Source organism: Lentzea sp. NPDC051208, assembly GCF_040682435.1.
GTDB classification, from domain to species: domain Bacteria; phylum Actinomycetota; class Actinomycetes; order Mycobacteriales; family Pseudonocardiaceae; genus Lentzea; species Lentzea kristufekii.
In genome coordinates, this window is record NZ_JBFBAW010000020.1 from 130,616 (window position 1) to 150,187 (window position 19,572).

General features: G+C 72.0%; 19 protein-coding genes and 1 pseudogene. 6 read left to right on the plus strand and 14 right to left on the minus strand.

Annotation, left to right across the window (positions count from 1 at the left end; genetic code table 11):
• Positions 1-66: 66 nt before the first annotated feature.
• Complete coding sequence (locus AB0M48_RS37135) at positions 67-627, minus strand: hypothetical protein (protein WP_363851191.1); 561 nt, start codon at positions 625-627, stop codon at positions 67-69.
• Between the two features lie 28 nt (positions 628-655).
• Between AB0M48_RS37135 and AB0M48_RS37140 the strand changes: the two genes are divergently transcribed.
• A complete protein-coding gene (locus AB0M48_RS37140) occupies positions 656-1,057 on the plus strand; it encodes a helix-turn-helix domain-containing protein (RefSeq protein WP_363851194.1) in 402 nt (133 codons plus the stop codon).
• 54 nt (positions 1,058-1,111) lie between these two features.
• On the opposite strand, the gene AB0M48_RS37145 is transcribed toward AB0M48_RS37140, so the two are convergent.
• From AB0M48_RS37145 to AB0M48_RS37155, 3 genes are all read right to left on the minus strand, one after another.
• Positions 1,112-1,405, minus strand: a complete 294-nt coding sequence (locus AB0M48_RS37145; RefSeq protein WP_363851197.1) for an STAS domain-containing protein — start codon at positions 1,403-1,405, stop codon at positions 1,112-1,114.
• Positions 1,335-5,558: a SpoIIE family protein phosphatase gene (locus AB0M48_RS37150; RefSeq protein WP_363851200.1), complete on the minus strand. Its 4,224-nt coding sequence runs from the start codon at positions 5,556-5,558 to the stop codon at positions 1,335-1,337. The genes AB0M48_RS37145 and AB0M48_RS37150 overlap by 71 nt, the downstream gene beginning before the upstream one ends.
• Before the next feature lie 130 nt (positions 5,559-5,688).
• Complete coding sequence (locus tag AB0M48_RS37155) at positions 5,689-6,531, minus strand: YhjD/YihY/BrkB family envelope integrity protein (RefSeq protein WP_363851203.1); 843 nt, start codon at positions 6,529-6,531, stop codon at positions 5,689-5,691.
• 21 nt (positions 6,532-6,552) lie between these two features.
• Here AB0M48_RS37155 and AB0M48_RS37160 point away from each other — a divergent pair, with 21 nt between their 5' ends.
• Positions 6,553-7,275, plus strand: coding sequence for a CDP-alcohol phosphatidyltransferase family protein (locus tag AB0M48_RS37160; protein ID WP_363851206.1), 723 nt, complete (start codon positions 6,553-6,555; stop codon positions 7,273-7,275).
• On the opposite strand, the gene crtI is transcribed toward AB0M48_RS37160, so the two are convergent.
• The 5 genes from crtI to AB0M48_RS37185 are packed head-to-tail and all read right to left on the minus strand — an operon-like array spanning position 7,237 to position 12,397.
• A complete protein-coding gene (gene crtI / locus AB0M48_RS37165) occupies positions 7,237-8,709 on the minus strand; it encodes a phytoene desaturase family protein (RefSeq protein ID WP_363851209.1) in 1,473 nt (490 codons plus the stop codon). The genes AB0M48_RS37160 and crtI overlap by 39 nt on opposite strands.
• 1 nt (position 8,710) lies before the next feature.
• Positions 8,711-9,829, minus strand: coding sequence for a glycosyltransferase family 2 protein (locus AB0M48_RS37170; protein ID WP_363851212.1), 1,119 nt, complete (start codon positions 9,827-9,829; stop codon positions 8,711-8,713).
• Positions 9,826-10,662 carry a carotenoid biosynthesis protein gene (locus AB0M48_RS37175; protein ID WP_363851215.1) on the minus strand — a complete coding sequence of 279 codons (837 nt, stop codon included), beginning with the start codon at positions 10,660-10,662 and terminating at the stop codon, positions 9,826-9,828. Before AB0M48_RS37175 ends, AB0M48_RS37170 begins: the two co-directional genes overlap by 4 nt.
• Entirely contained in the window at positions 10,659-12,176 is a 1,518-nt protein-coding gene (locus tag AB0M48_RS37180; RefSeq protein WP_363851218.1) for an FAD-dependent oxidoreductase, read from the minus strand. The genes AB0M48_RS37175 and AB0M48_RS37180 overlap by 4 nt, the downstream gene beginning before the upstream one ends.
• Positions 12,177-12,187: 11 nt before the next feature.
• Positions 12,188-12,397, minus strand: a complete 210-nt coding sequence (locus AB0M48_RS37185; protein WP_319984716.1) for a DUF2795 domain-containing protein — start codon at positions 12,395-12,397, stop codon at positions 12,188-12,190.
• A gap of 617 nt (positions 12,398-13,014) precedes the next feature.
• On the opposite strand from AB0M48_RS37185, the gene AB0M48_RS37190 reads away from it, so the two are divergent.
• The 3 genes from AB0M48_RS37190 to AB0M48_RS37200 are packed head-to-tail and all read left to right on the plus strand — an operon-like array spanning position 13,015 to position 15,306.
• Positions 13,015-13,875, plus strand: a complete 861-nt coding sequence (locus AB0M48_RS37190; RefSeq protein WP_363851222.1) for an alpha/beta hydrolase — start codon at positions 13,015-13,017, stop codon at positions 13,873-13,875.
• A 28-nt stretch (positions 13,876-13,903) separates the two neighbouring features.
• Complete coding sequence (locus AB0M48_RS37195) at positions 13,904-14,467, plus strand: redoxin domain-containing protein (protein ID WP_363851225.1); 564 nt, start codon at positions 13,904-13,906, stop codon at positions 14,465-14,467.
• A complete protein-coding gene (locus tag AB0M48_RS37200) occupies positions 14,464-15,306 on the plus strand; it encodes a cytochrome c biogenesis protein CcdA (protein WP_363851228.1) in 843 nt (280 codons plus the stop codon). Before AB0M48_RS37195 ends, AB0M48_RS37200 begins: the two co-directional genes overlap by 4 nt.
• Before the next feature lies 1 nt (position 15,307).
• Here AB0M48_RS37200 and AB0M48_RS37205 read toward each other — a convergent pair whose 3' ends face one another.
• Genes AB0M48_RS37205 through AB0M48_RS37220 form a run of 4 tightly spaced genes read right to left on the minus strand, consistent with a single transcriptional unit; the run spans position 15,308 to position 18,722 of the window.
• Positions 15,308-16,567, minus strand: coding sequence for an APC family permease (locus AB0M48_RS37205; protein WP_363851231.1), 1,260 nt, complete (start codon positions 16,565-16,567; stop codon positions 15,308-15,310).
• 55 nt (positions 16,568-16,622) lie between these two features.
• A complete protein-coding gene (locus tag AB0M48_RS37210) occupies positions 16,623-17,003 on the minus strand; it encodes a VOC family protein (RefSeq protein WP_363851233.1) in 381 nt (126 codons plus the stop codon).
• Entirely contained in the window at positions 17,000-17,767 is a 768-nt protein-coding gene (locus AB0M48_RS37215; RefSeq protein ID WP_363851236.1) for an ArsR family transcriptional regulator, read from the minus strand. The genes AB0M48_RS37210 and AB0M48_RS37215 overlap by 4 nt, the downstream gene beginning before the upstream one ends.
• A gap of 55 nt (positions 17,768-17,822) precedes the next feature.
• Positions 17,823-18,722, minus strand: a complete 900-nt coding sequence (locus AB0M48_RS37220) for an NmrA family NAD(P)-binding protein (RefSeq protein ID WP_363851239.1) — start codon at positions 18,720-18,722, stop codon at positions 17,823-17,825.
• An 87-nt stretch (positions 18,723-18,809) separates the two neighbouring features.
• Between AB0M48_RS37220 and AB0M48_RS37225 the strand changes: the two genes are divergently transcribed.
• Positions 18,810-19,373 carry a helix-turn-helix domain-containing protein gene (locus tag AB0M48_RS37225; protein ID WP_363851242.1) on the plus strand — a complete coding sequence of 188 codons (564 nt, stop codon included), beginning with the start codon at positions 18,810-18,812 and terminating at the stop codon, positions 19,371-19,373.
• 19 nt (positions 19,374-19,392) lie between these two features.
• Here the strand turns inward: AB0M48_RS37225 and AB0M48_RS37230 are convergent.
• Positions 19,393-19,572, minus strand: a pseudogene (locus tag AB0M48_RS37230) (IS982 family transposase); the annotation flags it as partial.

A 19,572-nucleotide genomic window follows, 5' to 3' on the forward strand; every position in this document is an offset into this window, starting at 1 on the left:
CCTCCTCCGCCGGACAAGCCGCGACGCTGTCCGGTGGGGGAGGATCGCACGGCGACGGCGGGTGGGTCAGCGGCCCCGGCGGTCGAGCGCGATCCAGTTGGTCTCCCACGTCGTGCCACCGTCGCCGGAGAACGCCTGCTCGAACCTGGCCTGGTCGGGCCCCTGGCGGAAGACCAGGAACCGCACCTTGATCGGGCGGCCGCCGAGCTGGTCGTCGCCGTAGAACTCGCCTACGCCGTCACGGAATCCGCCGAACACGGCTGGTGTCAGCACACCGTCGCGCATGCCGGCGAAGTTCAGGCTCCACCGCTGGGCCTGGGGTTCGTACAGCCGCAGGTTGAGGCCCTCGACGCGTCCGCTCGGGCCGGCGATCCTCAGTTCGACGACGTTGGCGCGCCGATCCATCAGAGGACGCACGACGCTGGTCCCGCTGAACTGGAGCCAGTGGTCGGCGGACTCCGACAACGGCTCGGCGAGCACGCGCACGGTGGTGCGCCAGTCGCCTATCTCCCAGTCGAAGTCGCGTTGACCGTCGGCGGTCTGCGAGGCGTGTCCGGAGGCGGTCGTCGCGGCCACCAGGAGAACGGAGAGCACCGCGACGAGGATTCGCTTATGTGGCAGGTTCATGGCCTGACTATCGGAGCGGAGTCCGGCCGTGGACAAGAAGGCACCTGCAGGTAACCCCTCGCGCCCCAACCCGTTGCCCGGCTGCCCGATGGCCGCCGCGTTCGCCGCGATCGGCGGGAAGTGGAAGCTGACGCTGCTCTACTGGCTCGCCCACGGCGAGACCCACTTCGCCGGTCTGCGCCGCCGCGCCGCCCCGATCACGCCCAAGGTGCTGGCCGAGCAGTTGCGCGAGCTGGAGGCCGACGGACTCGTCGCGCGCGTGGAGACCGGACCGGTTCCCGCGCCCGTCGTCTACCGGCTCACCCCTTACGGGACAACGGTTCTGCCCGTCGTCGAAGGGGTGAGGGTGTGGGGCGAGGCTCATCTGCGGCGCACACGGGGGGAGGCCTCCCCGGCAGTTCTGATGAGCTGCGCGGACATGATCGCCTGAACCCCGCTGACCACCGGACGCGGTGGACAGTCCGACCGCGACACGAACCCGCTGTCACTCCTCCCTTTCCCGGACGGTGGTCATCGTGGTGAGCCCGGACATCTCGAGGATGGGGAAGAGCAACGAGGTCGCGATCAGCTCGGTCCGCTCGGCGTGCGTGAACAGCACGCTCATCCCGGCGCTGTCGATGTAGTGCACCTCGGTGAGGTCGACGACCAGCGGTCCCGTGGTGTCCGTGACAGCGGCCGCGAACGCCCGGGCGTTGCTCAGATCGATCTCACCCGCCGCCCTGATGACGGACCTGCCCTGCGGGTCGACGGTCTTGGTCAGCGTCAGCGGCGTCGTCATCGAGAATCCTCACCTGCATCGTCACGGTGGTACCGGAGGGATCGGGGCGGATGGTGACTTCGTCCATCACCGTCTGCATGATCGCGGTGCCCCGGCCGCGTCTCGTCGCGGGGTCGGTGGCCGGTGGCTTCCAGGTGCCGGTGTCGGCCACGGTCGCGAGCAACCCGGCGCCACCCGCCGTCTCCACCCGGACCCGGACGGCCTCGCGCGTGGTGTCCCGGTAGGCGTGCTCGATCGCGTTGGTGCAGGCCTCCCCGACGGCCAGGAGGACGCTTTGGGCGCGTTTCGGGGAGAGCCCGCACTCCCGCAGCCAGGTGCGCAACGCGTGCCGGGCCTCCCCGAGCCGGCCGGGCTCCGCGGGGAAGGTCATGTCCAGCGGCGCCGGGTGGCGGTACAGGAGCAGGGCCACGTCGTCGTCGTAGCCGCCTTCCGGGGCGAGAGCCGTCATGACCTGCCCGGCGAGGTCTTCCAGCCCGCTCGCACGGCCCTCCTGCACCGCGTGTGCGGCCTTGTCGATGCCCTCGGTCAGCGAGCTGCGACGGCGTTCGACGAGCCCGTCGGTGTAGGTGAGCAGCGTGGAGCGGGGCGGCAGGTGGCACTCTGCCTCCGTGCGCAGCACGCCCGGCTTCACCGCGAGCGGGATGGACCGTCCGCCTTCGAGCAGGTGGGTGGTGCCGTCGGGGAGCGCCAGGATCGCGGGCGGGTGTCCGGCGCTCGAGTAGACGAGGTGTCCGGTGGCGGGATCGAGGACTCCGCAGAACACCGTGGTGCACAAGGCGCCGGGAACGCCGTCGGCGAAGTGGTCGAGCGCCATGAGGGCGCGTGCGGGCCCGGTTTCCTGCAACAGCAGCGCACGGCAGGCGCTGCGCAGCTGACCCATCACCGCCGCGGCGCTGAGCCCGCGGCCGACGCAGTCCCCGACGACGACGCCGATGCGCTTGTCCGGCAGCGGGAACGTGTCGTACCAGTCGCCACCGATCTCGAGCGGACGCGCCGCCGGTTCGTAGCGCACGGCGAAGCCGCCGGGCAGGTGCGACGGGCCCAGGATGGCCCGTTGCAGCGCCAGCGCCGTCTCCCGCTGCTGGTCGATCTGACGCGCCCGGGACAGGCCCTGCGTGAGATGACCGGCCAGCAACGACAGCAGCAGCTCGTCCTGCTCGGTGAAGTGCGTGTGCGAGTGGAGGTGCAGCCACAGCACCATCGGTCCGTCGGGGTGCTCGACGGTGACGGCGGTGCTGCCGTCCTCCAGGGCGACGGGCGTCAGCGCGCTGTGGTCCTTCAGCGCGGCGAGCGTCGAGCGCCGGCGTACCGGCAGGTCCTCCCATTCGAGGCGCTCGGTGACGGTGGTGACCCACGGCGTCTCGTCGCGGCCGAAGACGACGGCCAGCACCTGCTCGGTCCGCCACAGGGTCTCCAGATGTTCCAGCGCGCCGGACAGAGCCTCGGAGGCGCTGGTCGCCCGGGACAACCGCACGCTGAGCTCCGCGAGCGCGGCCTCACGCCTGCGGGCGTGGTGATCGGCGGTGACGTCGCGGAACGTGCCGACCGTGACCGTCCGGCCGCTGTCGGGGTCGCGGGCGGGGTTCATGAGGGCGCTGACCCACAGCCTCCTGCCGTCGCGATGGGTGACCGGGACGGTGTGGCTGCGCTGGTCGCGCCCGGACCGCGCCGCGAACGCGTCGGCGAACCGGCGGTGCGCCTCGGGATCGGTCCGCTCGTCCGGCCACCACGGGTGCGGCACGGCGTAGGGCACGCCGTCCGCCCCGTACCCGAGGATGTCGGTGAACGCGGCGTTGACCTCGACGACGGTGCCGTCGTCGTCGCAGACGAAGAACGCCTCCTGCAGGGAGTCGATCAGCGCGTCGCGCCAGCGGGCGTGCCGGCCGCGCAGCCGGGAGAGGTCGACGTTCGCCCGCACCCGCGCCAGGAGGTCCGCGGCGGCGAACGGCTTGACGAGGTAGTCGTCCGCGCCGGCCCGCAGTCCCTCGCCGGACGCCTCCTGCCCGGCGCGGGCCGACAACAGCAGCACCGGCACGGCCATCGTGCGCGGGTCGGCCCGCAGGGCGGTGACCAGGGAGAGCCCGTCCATGCGCGGCATCATCACGTCGCTGACCACGAGGTCCGGCGGATGAGCGAGCGCCGTCTCCAACGCCGCCTGGCCGTCGTTCACGGCGCGGACCTCGTAGCCCGCCCTGAGCAGCAGCCGGGTGAGGTACTCCCGCATGTCCGCGTTGTCGTCGGCGACCAGCACGGTGGCGGGCACCTGCGGTGCGGCACCGGCGGCCGCGGTGGGCAGCAGGTCCTCGGCGACGAGGCCGGGATCCGGCAGCCAGCGCAGCGCCTCCTGCAGGTAGGGGGCGGCGATGTCGGACACCGTCGGCGGCACGGCCTCCTGCGACAGCGCCTCGGCGGGCAGGTGGTCCGTGCCGAACGGCAGCTCGACGGTGAAGCGGGTGCCCTCACCCTCGGCGCTGTCGGCCTCGATGGTGCCGCCGTGCAGGTGGACGAGCTCCTGCACGAGCGCGAGCCCGATGCCACTGCCCTCCCGCGACCGGGACCAGCTGTTGTCGATGCGGTGGAAGCGTTCGAACAACCTGGGGATCTCGTGCCGCGGCACGCCGACCCCGGTGTCGCTGACCGTCACGACGGCCTTGCCCGTGCCGCCGCGCACGGTGATGCCGACCGAGCCCTCGACGGTGAACTTGAGCGCGTTGCTCAGCAGGTTCAGCACGACCTTCTCCCACAGGCCGAGGTCGACGTGCACGGGCTCGGGCAGGGGAGAGCAGTCGATCTCGAAGCTCAGCCCCGCCCTCTCCACCGCGGAGCGGAAGACGCCGGCCAGTTCCGCGGTGATCGTCGCGAGCTCGACGGGCTGGAAGTGCGCCTGCATGCGGCCCGCTTCGAGCCGCGAGAAGTCCAGCAGGGTGTTGACCAGCTTGCCGAGCCGCAGGCCGTTGCGGTGGATGACCTCCAGCTCCTGACCCGCCTGCGGGTCCGCCTGGCCCAGCCGGTCCCGCAGGTCCTGCACCGGGCCCATGATGAGCGTGAGCGGGGTGCGGAACTCGTGGCTGATGTTGGAGAAGAACGCGGTCTTGGCGCGGTCGAGCTCGGCGAGCTCCTCGGCACGGCGTTGCTGGGCCTGGAAGTCGTGGGCTCCCGCGATGCCGGAGGCGAGGTGGCCCGCGACCAGGTCGACGAACCCGCGGTAGCCGTCGTCGAGCGGACGGTGCCTGTTCAGGCCGGCGACCAGGAACCCGTGCGGCGCGCCGCCGGACCGTTGCAGCGGCACCACCAGCGCGCCGGAGGGAGGTCTGTTCCAGTCGCCGCTGGGCAGATCGGCGAACCGTTCGCCGTCGAGCTCGACCAGGACGGAGTCGCCGCCCATCACCGCCTGCACCGGCCACACCGGTGACTCGTCCGCGGTGGAGACGGCCGCCGGAGCGACCGGATGTCCCGGCGCGATCCCCGTCGCCCCTGCCAGCCGGGCACGGCCGTGGTCGACGAGGTAGAGCAGGGTGAACGGCAGGTCGCGGCGATTGCGTTCGAGCTGCGCGCAGCCGAACGCCAGCACCTCCCGCTCCTCACGCGCGACGGTGGGATCCGAGCCGAGATCCCGCAGCGTCGCCATCCGCCGCTCACCGATGACGCGCTCGGTCTCCTCGCTGACCACGCACAACATCCCCGCCACCGCACCACGTTCGTCGCGCAGAGGGCTGTAGGAGAAGGTGTGGTAGGTCTCCTCCGAGTACCCCGAGCGCTCCAGGAACAACAGCAGGGCCTCGTCCCAGGTCGCCCGTCCGGTGCTGAGCACGCTGTCCACCCTGGGCTCGAGGTCCTGCCAGATCTCCGCCCACACCTCCGCGGCCGGTCGCCCCAGCGCCCAGGGGTACTTTCGTCCCAGCGTGTTGCGCCGATAAGCGTTGTTGCAGAAGAAGGTCAGCTCCGGTCCCCACGCCAGCCACATCGAGAACCTGGACGACAGCAGGACGCTGACGGCGGTGTGCAGGCTCTGCGGCCAGCCTTCCGGCGGGCCGAGCGGGGTGGCGGCCCAATCCACCGCGGCGAGGTCGCGGCCGATCTCCGGGTCCTCGGCGAACACGCCGGTGAGCGTGGAACGGTCGTGTTCGTGTCCTCTGCCGTCAGAGCCCCTCACGACCGTTCCCTTCGCCACACCGCGACAAGCTGACCTGTCCAGGGTGCGGACACCTGGCACGGGCTGCACAACGAGCGGGACGAGTGTGTGCCGCGACATCGTCGCACAGGGCCGGAAGATCCATTCGGCGTTACCCCTGGTGGAGCACGTCGTGCGTGCTGAGCGTGGCCCGGTAGCCGAACAGCAGCAGGGCGTGCAGCAGGAACAGCCACAGCCCGAGCGCCGCCACCGCGCCCGGGATCGCCAGGCCACCGTAGGGAATCGCCCAGTCCACGGGGATCAGCAGGAAGGTGACGAACCCGTGCAGGAATCCCGTGAGCACCGCTCCCACGGCGACCCCGGCCGCCAGGATCGTCCTGACCGGCAGCGCGACCGGCCCGACGAAGGCGAACACCAGCCCGACGGTCACGCAGATCGGGACCGTGTCGAGGTGGAACGACAGCACGACCCCCAGCACGGTCGACCAGCCCCCGGCCTCGTAGAGCGGGCCGACCACCGAGGCGAACGCCAGCGGCAGCGCGACCAGCAGGGGTGCGAGCAGGAGCACGGGGAGGAACGCGATCCGCCCGGCCCAGCCGGTCCACTTGGTCGGCCGTTCACCGGCGGCCTGCACGAGGCTCCGGCGGAGTCCTTCGCCGTAGAGCGACGCGGGGAACAGCGCGGCGGCGAGCAACGGCCAGGAGGTGGTCGTCGCCGCCTCGGCCAGCTGGACCAGCGCGGCGGTGGGGTCGTGCGCCTGGGGCAACGATCCGCCGACCGTGCGTGCGCCGTCGACCACGAGTTCCGGGCCGAAGAGCAACGCCACTCCGCGGAGTGCGATCAGCAGCAGCGGCACCAGGCCGAGCGCGGAGAAGAACGTCAGCCCGGCGGCCCACAGCAGGAGGTCCCGGCCGCGCAGCGCGCTCGACGTAGCCGCTGCCACGGCGCGGAGTACATGCATGATCGGGAAGTACCCGAACCTGCGTGAAGTCATCCACCGGCCTACCGTGGTGGCGTGACCGGTCACGAGGCGAACCCAGTCGACGGGTGGTCCCGGCTGCACGGTGAGGACGTCTCCGCGAGCAGGCTCGTCGTCGGCTGGCTGCGGTTCGTGCACGCGCTGGCCCGTCCGCTCGACCGCGTTCCTCCCGATCTGCTGTCGGTGGCCGGTGTGGTGGTCGCGGGAGGCGCGGTCGCCGCCGCCGGCGCGGGGGGACGGTGGCCCCTGCTGGCGCTGCTGCTGGTCGTGGCGACCGGCGTGCTCGACGGACTGGACGGCGCGGTCGCCCTGCGCACCGGCCGGGCGCGGCCGCTGGGCGCGGTGGTGGACGCGGTCGCCGACCGGCTGGCGGACCTGTTGCTGCTGCTGGTCCTGCTGGTGCTCGGGGTCGAGGCGTGGTGGTGCGCCGCCATCGGGGTGACCGTGTTGCTGCACGAGTACGCGCGGGCGAAGGCGCAGGCCGTCGGGATGGCCTCGGCGGGCGCGATCACCGTGGCGGAACGGCCGATCAGGATCATCGTCGTCGCGATCGCCTGTGCCGGAACGGGTCTGGCGCCCGGCGGCACGCCGGGTACCGGGTGGAGCTGGGCCGTCGTGTCGGCGCTGGTGTGGGCGGCGTGCGCCGTGGCCGGGTTCGGCCAGCTCGCCGCCGGCATCCGGCGGGAGCTCAGGGGCCGCCCCTGGACGGGACCGTTCGCGTCAGGCCGGTCCGATCATGCGGGCGACGATCCGCGCTGACATCGCCACGAGCGGCAGGCCGCCGCCGGGATGCGCCGAGCCGCCGACGAGGAACAGGCCGGGAACGGGAGCGCGGTTGGCCGGCCGGAGCAGGGCTGCCCGCGGTCCGTTGGACGACGAGCCGTAGATCGACCCGCCGACGGCGCCCGTGTCGCGCTCCCAGTCGGCCGGTGTGCGGATCACGCGCCAGCGCACCCGGTGCCGGACGTCCAGCCCGCGGCCGGCCATCACCCGCAGGACCCGATCGGCGTAGGAGTCGGCGAGACCTGGCGTGGTCCAGTCGACGTCTCCGTGGCGTGGCGCGTTGACCAGCACGAACCAGGCCTCGTCTCCCTCGGGCGCGACGGCGGGGTCGTCCGGTGCGCACACGTAGACCGTCGGGTCCGGCACGGGTCGCGGGTGGCGGCCGAAGAGGGAGTCGAACTCGTCGTCGTAGTCGGCGGGGAACAGCACGCGGTGGTGGACGGGTTCCGGGGACTTCCCCTGCAGTGCGAGCAACAGCACGAACCCCGACAGCGACGGCTGGGTCTTGCGCAGCATCCGGTGTGGACGGTGCGAGCGCCGGTCGGTGAGCAGGTCGCGGTAGAGGTGTTCGGCGTCCACATCGGACACCACGACGTCGGCGGGCTGTCGTTCACCGTCCCGCAGTCGCACGCCGGTGACTCCGCCGCTGCCGGACTCCACGGCGGTGACCGTCGCGGTGAAGCGGAAGCGCACCCCGAGGTCGACGCAGCGGCCGTACAGGGCGTCGCCGAGCCCGCGCAGCCCGCCGCGCACGTACCAGCCGCCGAACCGCTGCTCGATGAACGGGATCACCGTCATCAACGCGGGCGTGCGGCGCGGGTCGGAGCCGCTGTAGGTGGCGTAGCGGTCGAGGAGCATGCGCAGCCGCGGATCGGTCAGCCGTCGCTCGCCTGCTCCGCGCAGCGTGCGCCACGGCGCGATCGCCATCAGGTCGCGGACGCTCGCCGACCGCCGCAGCAGGTCTCGCACGCCGTTCAGCGGGTTCTGCAGCACCGGGTCGCCGACGAGGTCCCACAACCGTTCCGCGTCGGTGAGCAGCGCCCGCCACTGCCGGGCCGCCTCAGGCCCGAACGCGTCGGTCAGCGCGGCCTCCACGTGCTGCTCGGCGTGCGGCATGTCGAGCTCGGAGCCGTCCGGGAAGCGGTAGCGGCAGGTCGGCTCCACCGGCACGATCTCCACGAGGTCGTCGAGCGGTGCGCCCGTGGCCGCGAAGAGGTCGCGGTAGACGTGGGGGAGCGTCAGCAGCGACGGTCCGGTGTCGAACGTGAAGCCGTCGCGCCGCAACGTACCGAGCTTGCCGCCGTGGCCGGCGGCCTGCTCGTACACCGTCACCTCGTGTCCGGACTTCGCCAGCCGCGCGGCCGCGGCCAGTCCGCCCATGCCCGCACCGATCACCGCTACCCGTACCACGTCAGCTGCTCTCCCGCAACGATCGGCCCTTCCAGCGCAGCCGCCCTGCCCGCCGGGCTCGCCACGACCGCGCGACGAGCGTGAGCAGCACCCCCACCGACACGGGATGGGCGAGGGCGTCGGGCCACACCCGTCCACCGGTGTGCCGTGCCGTCACGACCCTGGTGAGCACGCCCGCCGCGTATCCGGCAGCACCGGCGCGCGACCCCGTGAGCGCGGCGATCGGCGGCAGGACGTACAGCCACGCGAGCACGACCGACAGCGCCGCCGCGGCCACCGGGGTGCCGGTGGCGGACCACAGCGACTTCTCGTACCCGTCCCGGACCCCCGCCCAGTCCTCGTACATCCGGCAGACCGCCACGGTGCTGCCGTCGACGACCACACCGCGGCCTCCGCTGCGCTTGACCGCCCGCATCAGGGCGATGTCGTCGAGCACCGCCGTGGCGATCCCCGCGAAACCCCCACTGCGCTGATAGGCGGCGGTGTCCACCACGAGGAACTGCCCGTTCGCCGCGGACAACGACGGCCTGGGGGAGCGTTCGGCCAGTCGCAGCGGCAGGAACACCAGCCACGACCACTGCAACAGCGGCTGGACGAGACGGGCCCCGGCACCGTCGGCGAGCTGGCGCGGGAACGGCGACACCACGTCGAGGTCGTTCTCGCGCAACATCGCGACAGCCGCGGCGATCGCATGGGGCGCGAGCACGACGTCCGCGTCGACGAAGACCAGCACGTGACCTTCCGCCAGTTCGGCCAGCCGGGCGCACGCGTGGGGCTTGCCGGGCAACCCGGCCGGTGGCGCATCGCCCGTGACGACACGCAGCCGCGGGTCGTCACCCGCCACCCGGCGCACCTCGTCGGCGGTGCCGTCGGCCGAACCGTCGTCGAGCACGATGATCTCCAGCTCGGGCACCCCGCGCTGAGCCCGCAACGACCTGATGGTCGGCGCGATCCGGTGCGCCTCGTCCCGCGCGGGCACCAGCACCGACACCTTCTCCTGGCACTGGGGCGGATCCGCCGCCGGCACCCGCATCAGCCGCGCGTTCACGAGAGCGTGCGCCGCGGCCACAAGAGAGCCGACGGCGGCAGAACGCACCGCGGCGCCGAGAAGTCTTCTCACCGATGTGCCCGCCACAACGTGAACGCGAACGGCACGGCCACCACTCCCATGAGCAGACCGGCGACCAGGGACACCGCGGGCCGGTCGAAGAACGCCGCGTGCGCCCACACCGAGGAACCGTAGGTCCACAGGTACAGCACCGGAGCGGGCCCCGCCCGCAGGTCGAGCTCCCTGGTGACGCGCGGCCGCCCGACGCTCCAGTGCAGCGCGGTGATCATCAGTGCCGCGACCAGCAGCCAGCCTGCGTAGTTGGTCAGCGGGACACCGTCCACACCGGGCAGTGCCGGGCTGGGATCGGCCCACACCCAATGCCCGGCGTCGACCATCTGCGGATCGAGGAACACGTCCCACGACGCCAGGGCCCACGCGCCGATCACGACGACCAGCCAGGCCGGGCGGGCCATCCGCAGTCGCGCCGCGAGCGACCGCCCGACGAGCAACGCCGGCCAGCACATCATCACCCACGCCAGAGCCACGACCACCGGCACTCCGGCGACGTCCAGGCCGAGCGTGCCCGTGTAGCGGTAGTCGCCGAACGGAAAGCCCGTGTGCACACCGATGGTCTCGGCCAGCAGGCCGCCGCCTCCGGCGATCGCCACCAGCAGGGCCGCCGCTCGCGGCCCGAAGCGGGCGAAGGCGTCGCACACCGACGCCACGGCGAACGCGATCACCGACGCCACCGTGGTGAAGAGCCTCGCCTCCGGCTCGGTCATGGAATAGACGATCTGCGCCAGCACGACGAGCGCACCGCAGATCCACGCCACGGCGCGCAAAGCACCGGCGTACCTGCGCACCGCGGCACCCGAAGCGCCGCGTTCGACGCCGACGTTCACGCAGACCTCCGCCTGCGCGCGGCCGCACGCAGGAGCGGGACACGGCCTTCCACCGGGACCGTCCAGAGGTCGGTCCCGGTCACACCCCACCGGCCGAGCAGCTGGTTGGCGGCGGCGAAACCGGTCGTCGCCGCGCGCTCCATCAACGCCACCGGCAGGTCGATGCGCACGAGATCACCCGCCAGCACCAGGAAGTCGTCCGGCGTGCTCACCCGCGGCCTGTCCTCGTAGCCACCCGCGGGGAACAACGGGCAGTCGGAACGCCACTCGTGCCGTTCGTCGATCACGGTGGCGCCCTTGGTCTCCGGGTAGACCTCGGTCAGCTGCTCCCAGAGCCGCAGCCTGGCCTCGCCCTCGTCCACATCGGACGGTATGGCGTAGCCGTGCAGCTCCACCACCGAGCCACCGGTGCGCGCCGCCCAGGCCCTCGCCTCGTGTTCGTAGGCATCGAGCACGCTCACGTTGTCGAGCAGGTCGTACCCGCTGGTGCCGATGAAACCCGGCCGGTCGACCGGCCGGTCCAGCCAGTACCGCGACACCAGGAACGGTGGCGCGGTCCGCAGTCCCGCCACCTGTGCGCGCCAGCCGGCGTCTCCGAGGTCCGGTGATGACTGCACGATCCCGCGCAGTCCTTTCACGTCGGCGGCGAGCACCACGGCGTCGGCGTCGACCACGCCGTCTCCGGTGGTGACGGTGAAACGCCTTGCCCCGCCCCGTTGCACCGACTCCACGTCCACACCTGTGCGCACCTCGGCGCCCAGGTCGACGAGGCGGTGACCGAGCGGATCCCACAGGCCGTGCGGGAACGGGTCCGCCGCGACGTCGAAGAGCAGTCCCTCGTTCGAGCCGAGGAAGTAGATGTGGAACATCACGGCGAGCTCGGCGGCCGACATGTCCCGCGGATGCGCGAAGAAGCTGCGGGAGAACACTTCGAACGCGAGTGCGTGCGCGGCCTCCGGAAAGCGGACGCGCTGCAGGTACTCGGCGGCGTCGATGCCGTCGAGCTCGTCGTAGACGCCCGGCACGGACACGTCCAGCAGCTTCAGGGCCGCCTCGGGGTTCATGTCCGGCAGATCACGCCAGCGGAACGTCGGGCTGCGCCGCAGGAACGCCAGCACGTTCCACGGTGCCGTCGTCGGCATGCCGGCGAAGGAGTCGCGGTCGCCCCGCGCGTGCCACAACGGGTAGTCGGCCATCGGCGTGAGCGCCCGGCCGTCCGGATCGACGCGCCTCAGCAGCGCACGCAAGTTGTAGTACTGCCGGAAGAACGCGTGGAATCCACGCGTCATCGTGACGTCGCTGCCGTCCGCCAGCCGAGTGCGCCAGCCGCCGATCCGCCCGCCCAAGTACGACTCACGTTCGTACAGCACGACACGCGCACCGCGTTCCGCGAGCAAAGTGGACGCCGCGAGACCCGCGATGCCACCGCCCACCACAGCGACCACCGGCACGTCGCCGGTGAGGCGGGGACGTCCCGCTCGTGCGGGAAGCCGCACCGCCTTGCGATCCTTCATCGGGTTCCTGTTCAGGCTTCGCGGTCCTGGTCGACGGCGATCACGCCGAGCACCTCGTCGAACGACTCGTACAGGCCGTCCGGAACGGAGTGCAGCGCGTGCACGGTGTCCTCGTCGGCGTTGTTGCGTGACGCGTGGTCGACCAGCTGCCCCTTGTCCGCGGGGTAGGTCACGTCGTCCAGCGCGGTGCGCAGGCGGTCGACTGTCGTCGTGTCGCTCATCGTTCTCCTCCAACTCGGCTCCTGACGCCTCCGGTTACCCACGCTTTCCCACCGTTAACGCACAGGCGTCGCCAGTCGGCGGGGCTTGGTACAGCCCGGTCTCCAGCCGGGGTTCCCGAGGTGGTGCGGCCGTTCTCCAGCGGCCAGTTCCGCATCGCCCACGATGCCGCGCGGGCGTGTGCCTCGATCCCGGCACCGCCGCTCCTGGCCGGGGCGCCGCACGACTGCTGAACGTGCTGCATCGTTGCTGTGGCAGGGCTTCTGGCTCACGGCGTCAGACGTTCGTGCCGAAGAGCGCGTGCACCCGCCCCGGGGACCGTTCCACCGACGCCAGGTTGCGCCTCGGGACGGGGGAGAGGTCGAAGAACCCGGTCTCCCGGGCGCGCCCGGCCGCGGTGCGGCGGAGCCGGATCCGTCGACCAGCGGGTGCTTCGACGGGCCGGCCGGCGGCGCGAAGATCCGGTCGGCGGCCGCGTGCACGGTCCTGGTGACGGAGACGCTTCTCTTGGGCACGCTTCCAGCCAAGCACCGGCGACCGCGCCTTGCATGACGGGCGCCGAGATCCCCGGTCGGCGCGCCGTTTGTTCAGTGCGCTGAGCATCTGCATAATGCTCAGCGTGCTGAACGATCTGACCTGGCCGCGTCGCCTGGCGGCCGCGGCCTGCGTCGGCGTTCCGCTCGTCCTCCTGGTCGCCGGGTGGGGCCCGTTGACCGCGGGGCACCCCGCTCATCTCGTGCTGTTGGTCGTGGCAGCCGTGGGCGGCGTCATGCTCGCGATGTGGCGGCGAGCCCCGTCGTGGCTGGTCGTGGCGTCCGCGGTCGTCCTGCTCGCACCGCTGCTGTACCTCCAGCCGTTCCGGGCCACTCAGGCCGGGGCCGGGGCGACGGTGCTGCGGCCGGACGGTCCGGTGCGGGCCGGACTGGTGTTCCACCCCGGCGCGAGAGTCGACTACCGCGCCTACCTCCCGCTGCTGCGTCGCGTCGCCGCGCAGGGATTTCTCGTGGTCGTGGTGAAGGAACCGCTGAACATCGCACTGCTGAGCGGTGACACGGCGCCGCTGCGTGCCGAACATCCCGAGGTTCCGGTCTGGGCCGTCGGCGGGCACTCCCTGGGAGGCGTGGCCGCGGCACGGGACGTCCTCGCGGACTCGTCGGTGCGGGGCTTGGTGCTGTGGGCGTCCTACCCGGTCGACGACCTGTCGGGTCGCGGCGGGCTCGACGCGTGGTCGATCCACGGCCGGCAGGACGGCTTCACGACACCGCAGGACGTCGCCGGCTCGCGGAACCTCCTGCCGGCGGACACGCGGTTCGAAGAGGTTGCCGGGGCCGTGCACGCGTTCTTCGGTGACTACGGCGACCAGCCGGGCGATGGCGTGCCGACCGTCTCCAGGGCCGAAGCCCAGGACGAGATCGTCGCCCACACCACGGCCGCCCTGGCCGAACTGGGTCGTTCGGTTTCCGCGATTCGTAATAACTGACGGTGCTGCCTTGCGGCACGATCACACCATGCCCGGAATTCGTGTCACGGCTGTCTCGTTCGCCCTGCTCGCCGTCCTGGCCGCGTGCGGCAGCCCGGCGAGCTCACCCGCTCCCGCGTCGGCTCCGCCGGCCACGTCCTCGGAGAGCACCGTGCCGTCGCCGAGCGGCACCTCCGCGGTGGCGACCGCGCCGGACCAGCTGAAGTTCACCGCCAAGACCCTCGACGGCAAGGACATCTCCGGGGCGGACCTCGCCGGCAAGCCGGTCGTGCTGTGGTTCTGGGCGCCGTGGTGTCCCAAGTGCCAGCGAGAGGCGCCGGGCATGGCCGCGGCCGCGAAGGAGCACGGCGAGAAGGTCACGTTCCTCGGAGTCGCCGCGCAGGACCAGGTGCCGGCGATGCAGCAGTTCGTGCAGCGGTACGGGCTGCAGTCGTTCCAGCACGTCGCCGACGTCGACAGCGCGGTGTGGAAGCGCTTCGGCGTGACCGCCCAGCCCGCGTACGCGTTCGTCAGCGCGGGCGGCGAGGTGGAGATCGTGACGAAGCAGCTGTCCGAGCAGGACCTGAAGCAGCGGCTGAGCGCGCTGGCATGACGCAGACACTGCTGGTGGCCTTGGTGGCGGGCATGGTCGCCACGGTCAACCCGTGCGGGTTCGCGATGCTGCCCGCCTACCTGGCGCTGGTCGTGACCGGCGCCAGCGAGCAGTCCCGCGCCCGGCTGCTGACCAGGGCCGTCGTGTCCAGCGCGATGATGACCCTCGGGTTCGTCACCGTGTTCGGCCTCTTCGGCCTGGCCTTCTCGGTGGTCGCCTCGTCGGTGCAGCGCTACCTGCCGTTCGTGACCGTCCTGATCGGACTCGTCCTCGTCGTGCTGGGTGTGCTGCTGGTGCTGGGCCGGGAGATCACGGTGCTGGTGCCGAAGCCGGCCAGGGGAGCGCCGAACCGGCACGTCGGGTCGATGTTCGGCTACGGCGTGGCGTACGCGATCGCGTCGCTGTCCTGCACCATCGGCCCCTTCCTCGCCGTCGCGGGATCGACGCTGCGCAGCGGCGACGTGCTGGACGGCGTCACCGCGTTCCTCGCCTACGCGGCCGGCATGGGCCTGGTGGTGACGGTGCTCGCGGTCGCCACCGCTCTGGCCAGCGACGTGGTGACGCGACGGGCCCGGTCGCTGCTGCCGCACGTGTCCCGGCTGGGGGGCGTGCTGCTGGTGCTCGTCGGGGCGTACGTGGCGTACTACGGCGTGTACGAGCTGCGGCTGTTCTTCGGGGACGGCGATGCGGTCGATCCGGTGGTCGACGCCGCTGGACGGCTGCAGGGATTGTTCGTCGACCTGTTCACCACGATCGGACCGGTGCCGTTCGTCGTCGTGCTCGCAGTGCTGGTGGCGGGCAGCGTGGTGCTGGTCCGGAGGCGCAGCCGGACGCGCTGAGTCAGCGGCGCCGCACGAACAGACGCCCCAGAAGGCCCACGGCGAACATCGCCAGTCCGGCGATCACGGACGGCAGGGGCAGGGTCGCGACGAGGGTGACGCAGCCGGCGGCGCCGAGCACGTTGAGCGCGCGGGGCCAGCGGCGTTGCTCGTCCGGCTGGCTCGCGGCGGAGAGGTTGGCGATCAGGTAGTAGACCAGCACGCCGAACGACGAGAACCCGATCACGGACCGCAGGTCGGTGGTGAACACGAGGACGCTGACGACGACGGCGAGCGCGATCTCGGCGTGGTGGGGCACCTGGTAGCGGGGGTGGACGGCGGCCAGCCAGTGGGGCAGGTCGCGGTTGCGGGCCATCGCGAGCGTGGTGCGGCCGACGCCGGCGATGAGCGCCAGGAGCGCACCGAGACTGGCCAGCGCCCCACCGATGCGCACGACCGGGGCCAGGCCGGGTGAACCGGCGGCCGTGACGGCCTCGGTCAGCGGCGCTGCCGCGGCGGCGAGCCGGTCGGGACCCGCGGCGAGCAGCGCGGCACCGCCGACGAGGACGTAGACGACCACGGTGATGCCCAGGGCGATCGGGATGGCACGGGGGATGGTGCGCTGCGGGTCGCGGACCTCCTCGCCCATGGTCGCGATGCGGGCGAACCCCGCGAAGGCGAAGAAGAGCAGCCCGGCGGCCTGCAGCGTTCCGTAGATCCCGCCGGTGCCCAGCGCGTGCCAGCCCCCGAGGTTGTCCGTGGTCGCCGCGCCTCCGGCCGCGATGCCGGCGAGGATGGTCGCGAGGGCGATCAGGGTCGCGGTGACGAGGACACGGGTGAGGGCGGCGGTTCTGGTGACACCGCGGTAGTTGAGCGCCGCGAGACCGATCACGCCCGCGACCGCGACGAGCCGTTGTGCCCACCAGGGGCCGGGGACGGCGTAGGTGGCGAACGTGAGCGCCATCGCGGCGCAGGACGCGGTCTTGCCGACGACGAAGCCCCAGCCCGCGGTGAAGCCCCACCAGTGGCCGAGCTGTTCGCGGCCGTAGACGTAGGTGCCGCCGGACGTCGGGTAGGTCGCGGCGAGCTGCGCGGACGCGGTGGCGTTGCAGTAGGCGATGACCGCCGCGATCACCAGGCCGATCAGCAACCCGGTGCCGGCGGCCCGCGCGGCGGGACCGAAGGCGGCGAACACCCCGGCGCCGATCATCGAGCCGAGGCCGATGACCACCGCGTCCCTCGTGCCCAGCCGGCGCGCCAGTCCTGGTGCGGGTGAAGTCACCGTACGTCCTCACGTTCCCGATCGTCGTGCCGATTCGTGTCGTGCGCCGCGGAGATCATCGCCGTGGCTGGAAGAGTTCGACGAAGTTCCCGGCGGGATCGATCAGCAGGATCTGACTGCCACCGGGCCCGGTGACGACGTCGTTGCGGAAGCGGATCCCGGCCTGGCGCAGCCGGGCGATCTCGGCGTCCAGGTCGTCCACGACCAGGTGGATCCGGTTCCAGCCGCCTGCCGCGGGAACCTCGCCGTCCGGCATGGGACGCCCGCCGGAGCTCGCCGGGCCGGACAGCAACAGCCGCAACGGCCCGCGCACGACGTCGGCGAAGGCCGGAGCCGCCGACGAGCGGAGGGTGAACCCGAGATGGGTGGTGTAGAAGTCGACGGCGGCCTGGACGTCGTCGACCAGGTAGCGCACGTGCGCGAAGTCCTCGGTCATGATCGCGTCTCCTGTGTGTGGGCGAGGTCCTGCAGCAGGAACCCGATCCGGGTCGACAGTTCCTCTGCCGTGCGGCTGAAGGCGGGGTAGCCGGCCTCGGGGGAGTCACCGGCCGCGGAGGGGTCGGGCATGCTCCAGTGCACGAGATCGGACGTGCCGGGGAACTCCGGGCACACCTCCCTGACCTTGTCGCACAGGCTGATGACGTGGTCGAAGCGCTGCCCGGCGAACTCGTCGAAGTGCTTGCCGCGGTGTCCGGACAGGTCGATGCCGTACTCGTGCATCACCGCGACCGCGTTGGGGTGCAACGGTTTCGGATGGCTGCCCGCACTCATGACCTCGACCTGCGGCGCGCGGTGGCGCAGGAGCGCCTCGGCCATCTGTGAACGGGCGCTGTTGCCGGTGCACAGGAACAGCACCCTGCCCCGGACCGCGCCCTCCGCCGGGGGTGGTGGCGGCACGAGTCCCAGGGCCGGGTGCAGGCCCTGCCCCGTGTCGGCGAGCAACTCCGCGCACCGGCCGAGGTCGAGGCGGTAGTAGGTGTCACGGCCATCAGCGGAGCTGCGGCGACCGGTTACCAGGCCCCCGGAGCGCAGCTTGCGCAGGTGGTAGGACACCAGGCTTTGCGGCTGGCCCACGGCGGTGATCAGGTCTCCGACCCGCTGGTCGCTCCGGGCCAGCTCACGCAGCAGCTCCCAGCGCAGCTGCTCCCCGGCGAGGCGGAGGAACTGCGGTGCGCCTGGGGTCCGGCGGTCGGTGGCCACGCGCCGAAACTACATCAATCTGGGTTGATTGAATACACCTGAACTGCAAATCTGCTCAGCTGTCGGTCTGCTGCCTCGCCCACTGGGCGAAGGGGGTCATCGGAATGCCGAAGCGGGCCGCGACCGCCGGGTCGGCGGCGACCTCGGTGTCGTTCATGCCCGCCTGGTTGGCCAGGAGCTGAGACAGCATGCCGCGGGCCTCGCCCTGCTCGACGGTGACGTGCTCCACGTGCGCGGGCGCGCCGGCGGCGGTCAGCGCGTCGGCCATCTCCCGCAACGACAACAGCTCCCCGGCGAGCTCGATCGCGTGGCCGTGGAAGCGGCCGGGATCGGCGAAAGCGGCCGCCGCGGCCGTGCCGATGTCGTCGGGGGTGAAGACCGCCAGGCGCTTGTCCGGGTCGAGGGCGGTCACGATCGCCTCGCCCGTCATGTTCTCGAACCAGATCGACGGGCGGCGCAGGTTGGACGCGAAGAACGCGGGCCGCAGCTCGGTCCACGCGTCGAACCCGCTGTCCGGCAACGCCTGTCCGACGGCCGCCTTGCTCAGCCAGTAGTGCGGGTCGCCCCGGTGCGCGGCTGCACCCAGCGCGGCGGCCCGCAGGTAGTCGCCGAGCCCGGACACGGAGGAGTGCACGAACTGCGCCACCCCGGCCCGGCGTGCGGCCGCGACCAGGTTGAGTCCCATCACCCGCTCGGCGTTCGACCCCAGGTCCGCCAGACTCGGCGTCTGCACCGAGAACACCGCCCTGGCGCCCCGCAGCGGGGCCACCAGCGAGTCCGGATCGGTCAGGTCGCCGGTCGCGAGCTCGGCCCCCGCCTCGGCGAGCGCCTGGGCCGCGGCCACCTCGGGCCGCCGCACCAGCGCCCGCACCGGCACCCCGTCCGCCAGGAGCCGCCGTGCCACGAACCCACCCTGCTGCCCAGTCGCACCCGTCACGACCACCACGTCCGTCATCACTGCCTCCAGTCGAAATGGGGTGTGCCCCCATTTACGGCTGCTAACATATGGGGCCTGACCCCAGTTAGCAAGCGGGAGCGGTGGATGAAGACCTTGCGGGCCGACGCCCAGCGCAGCCGTGACCGGATCGTGCAGGCGGCCGAGACCGCGTTCCGCCGGCACGGCGTGGAGGCCTCCCTGGAGGCGATCGCGAAGGACGCGGGAGTGGGCTCAGCCACCCTGCACCGCCACTTCCGCTCACGCCGCGAGCTGGTCGAAGCGGTCTTCCAGGACAGCACGAACGCGGTCGCCGCCGAGGCCACCCGCCTGGCAGCCGAACAGCCCCCGGGACCGGCGCTCTTCCACTGGCTGCAGGCGGTCCTGCGCTACACGCTGGCCAACCGGGGCCTCGCCACCACCCTGGTCCCGCTGCCGGACGAGAACCACGAGGGCTACTGCGGCCACGACGCCCTGAGCGCCGCGGCCTATCCCTTGCTGGCGGCGGCCAAGTCGGCCGGGCAGGTGCGCGCGGACGTCACCGCCGCGGACGTGCTGTCCCTCGTGAACGCCGTCTCGTTGCTGGCCGACCGGGATCCCGGAGCGGATGCCGAACGCCTGCTGGGTCTGGCGATCACCGGCATCGCCCCGAGCGCGTGCACCGAGCACTAGACGAGTAAGTCCTAACTGATCAGTGGTCATAGGCGATCAGGGATCGGGTGATGGGCTGGCCGGTGGCGCGGTTGTGCCAGATCGCGGCGGTCAACGCCAGTAGTCGCTGGGCGATGCGGGCGGTCACGCCGTCGATGGTGCGGCCGCCGTGCAGTTCGAGATCGAGCTGGCCTTTGAGTGTGTCGTTGACTGACTCGAT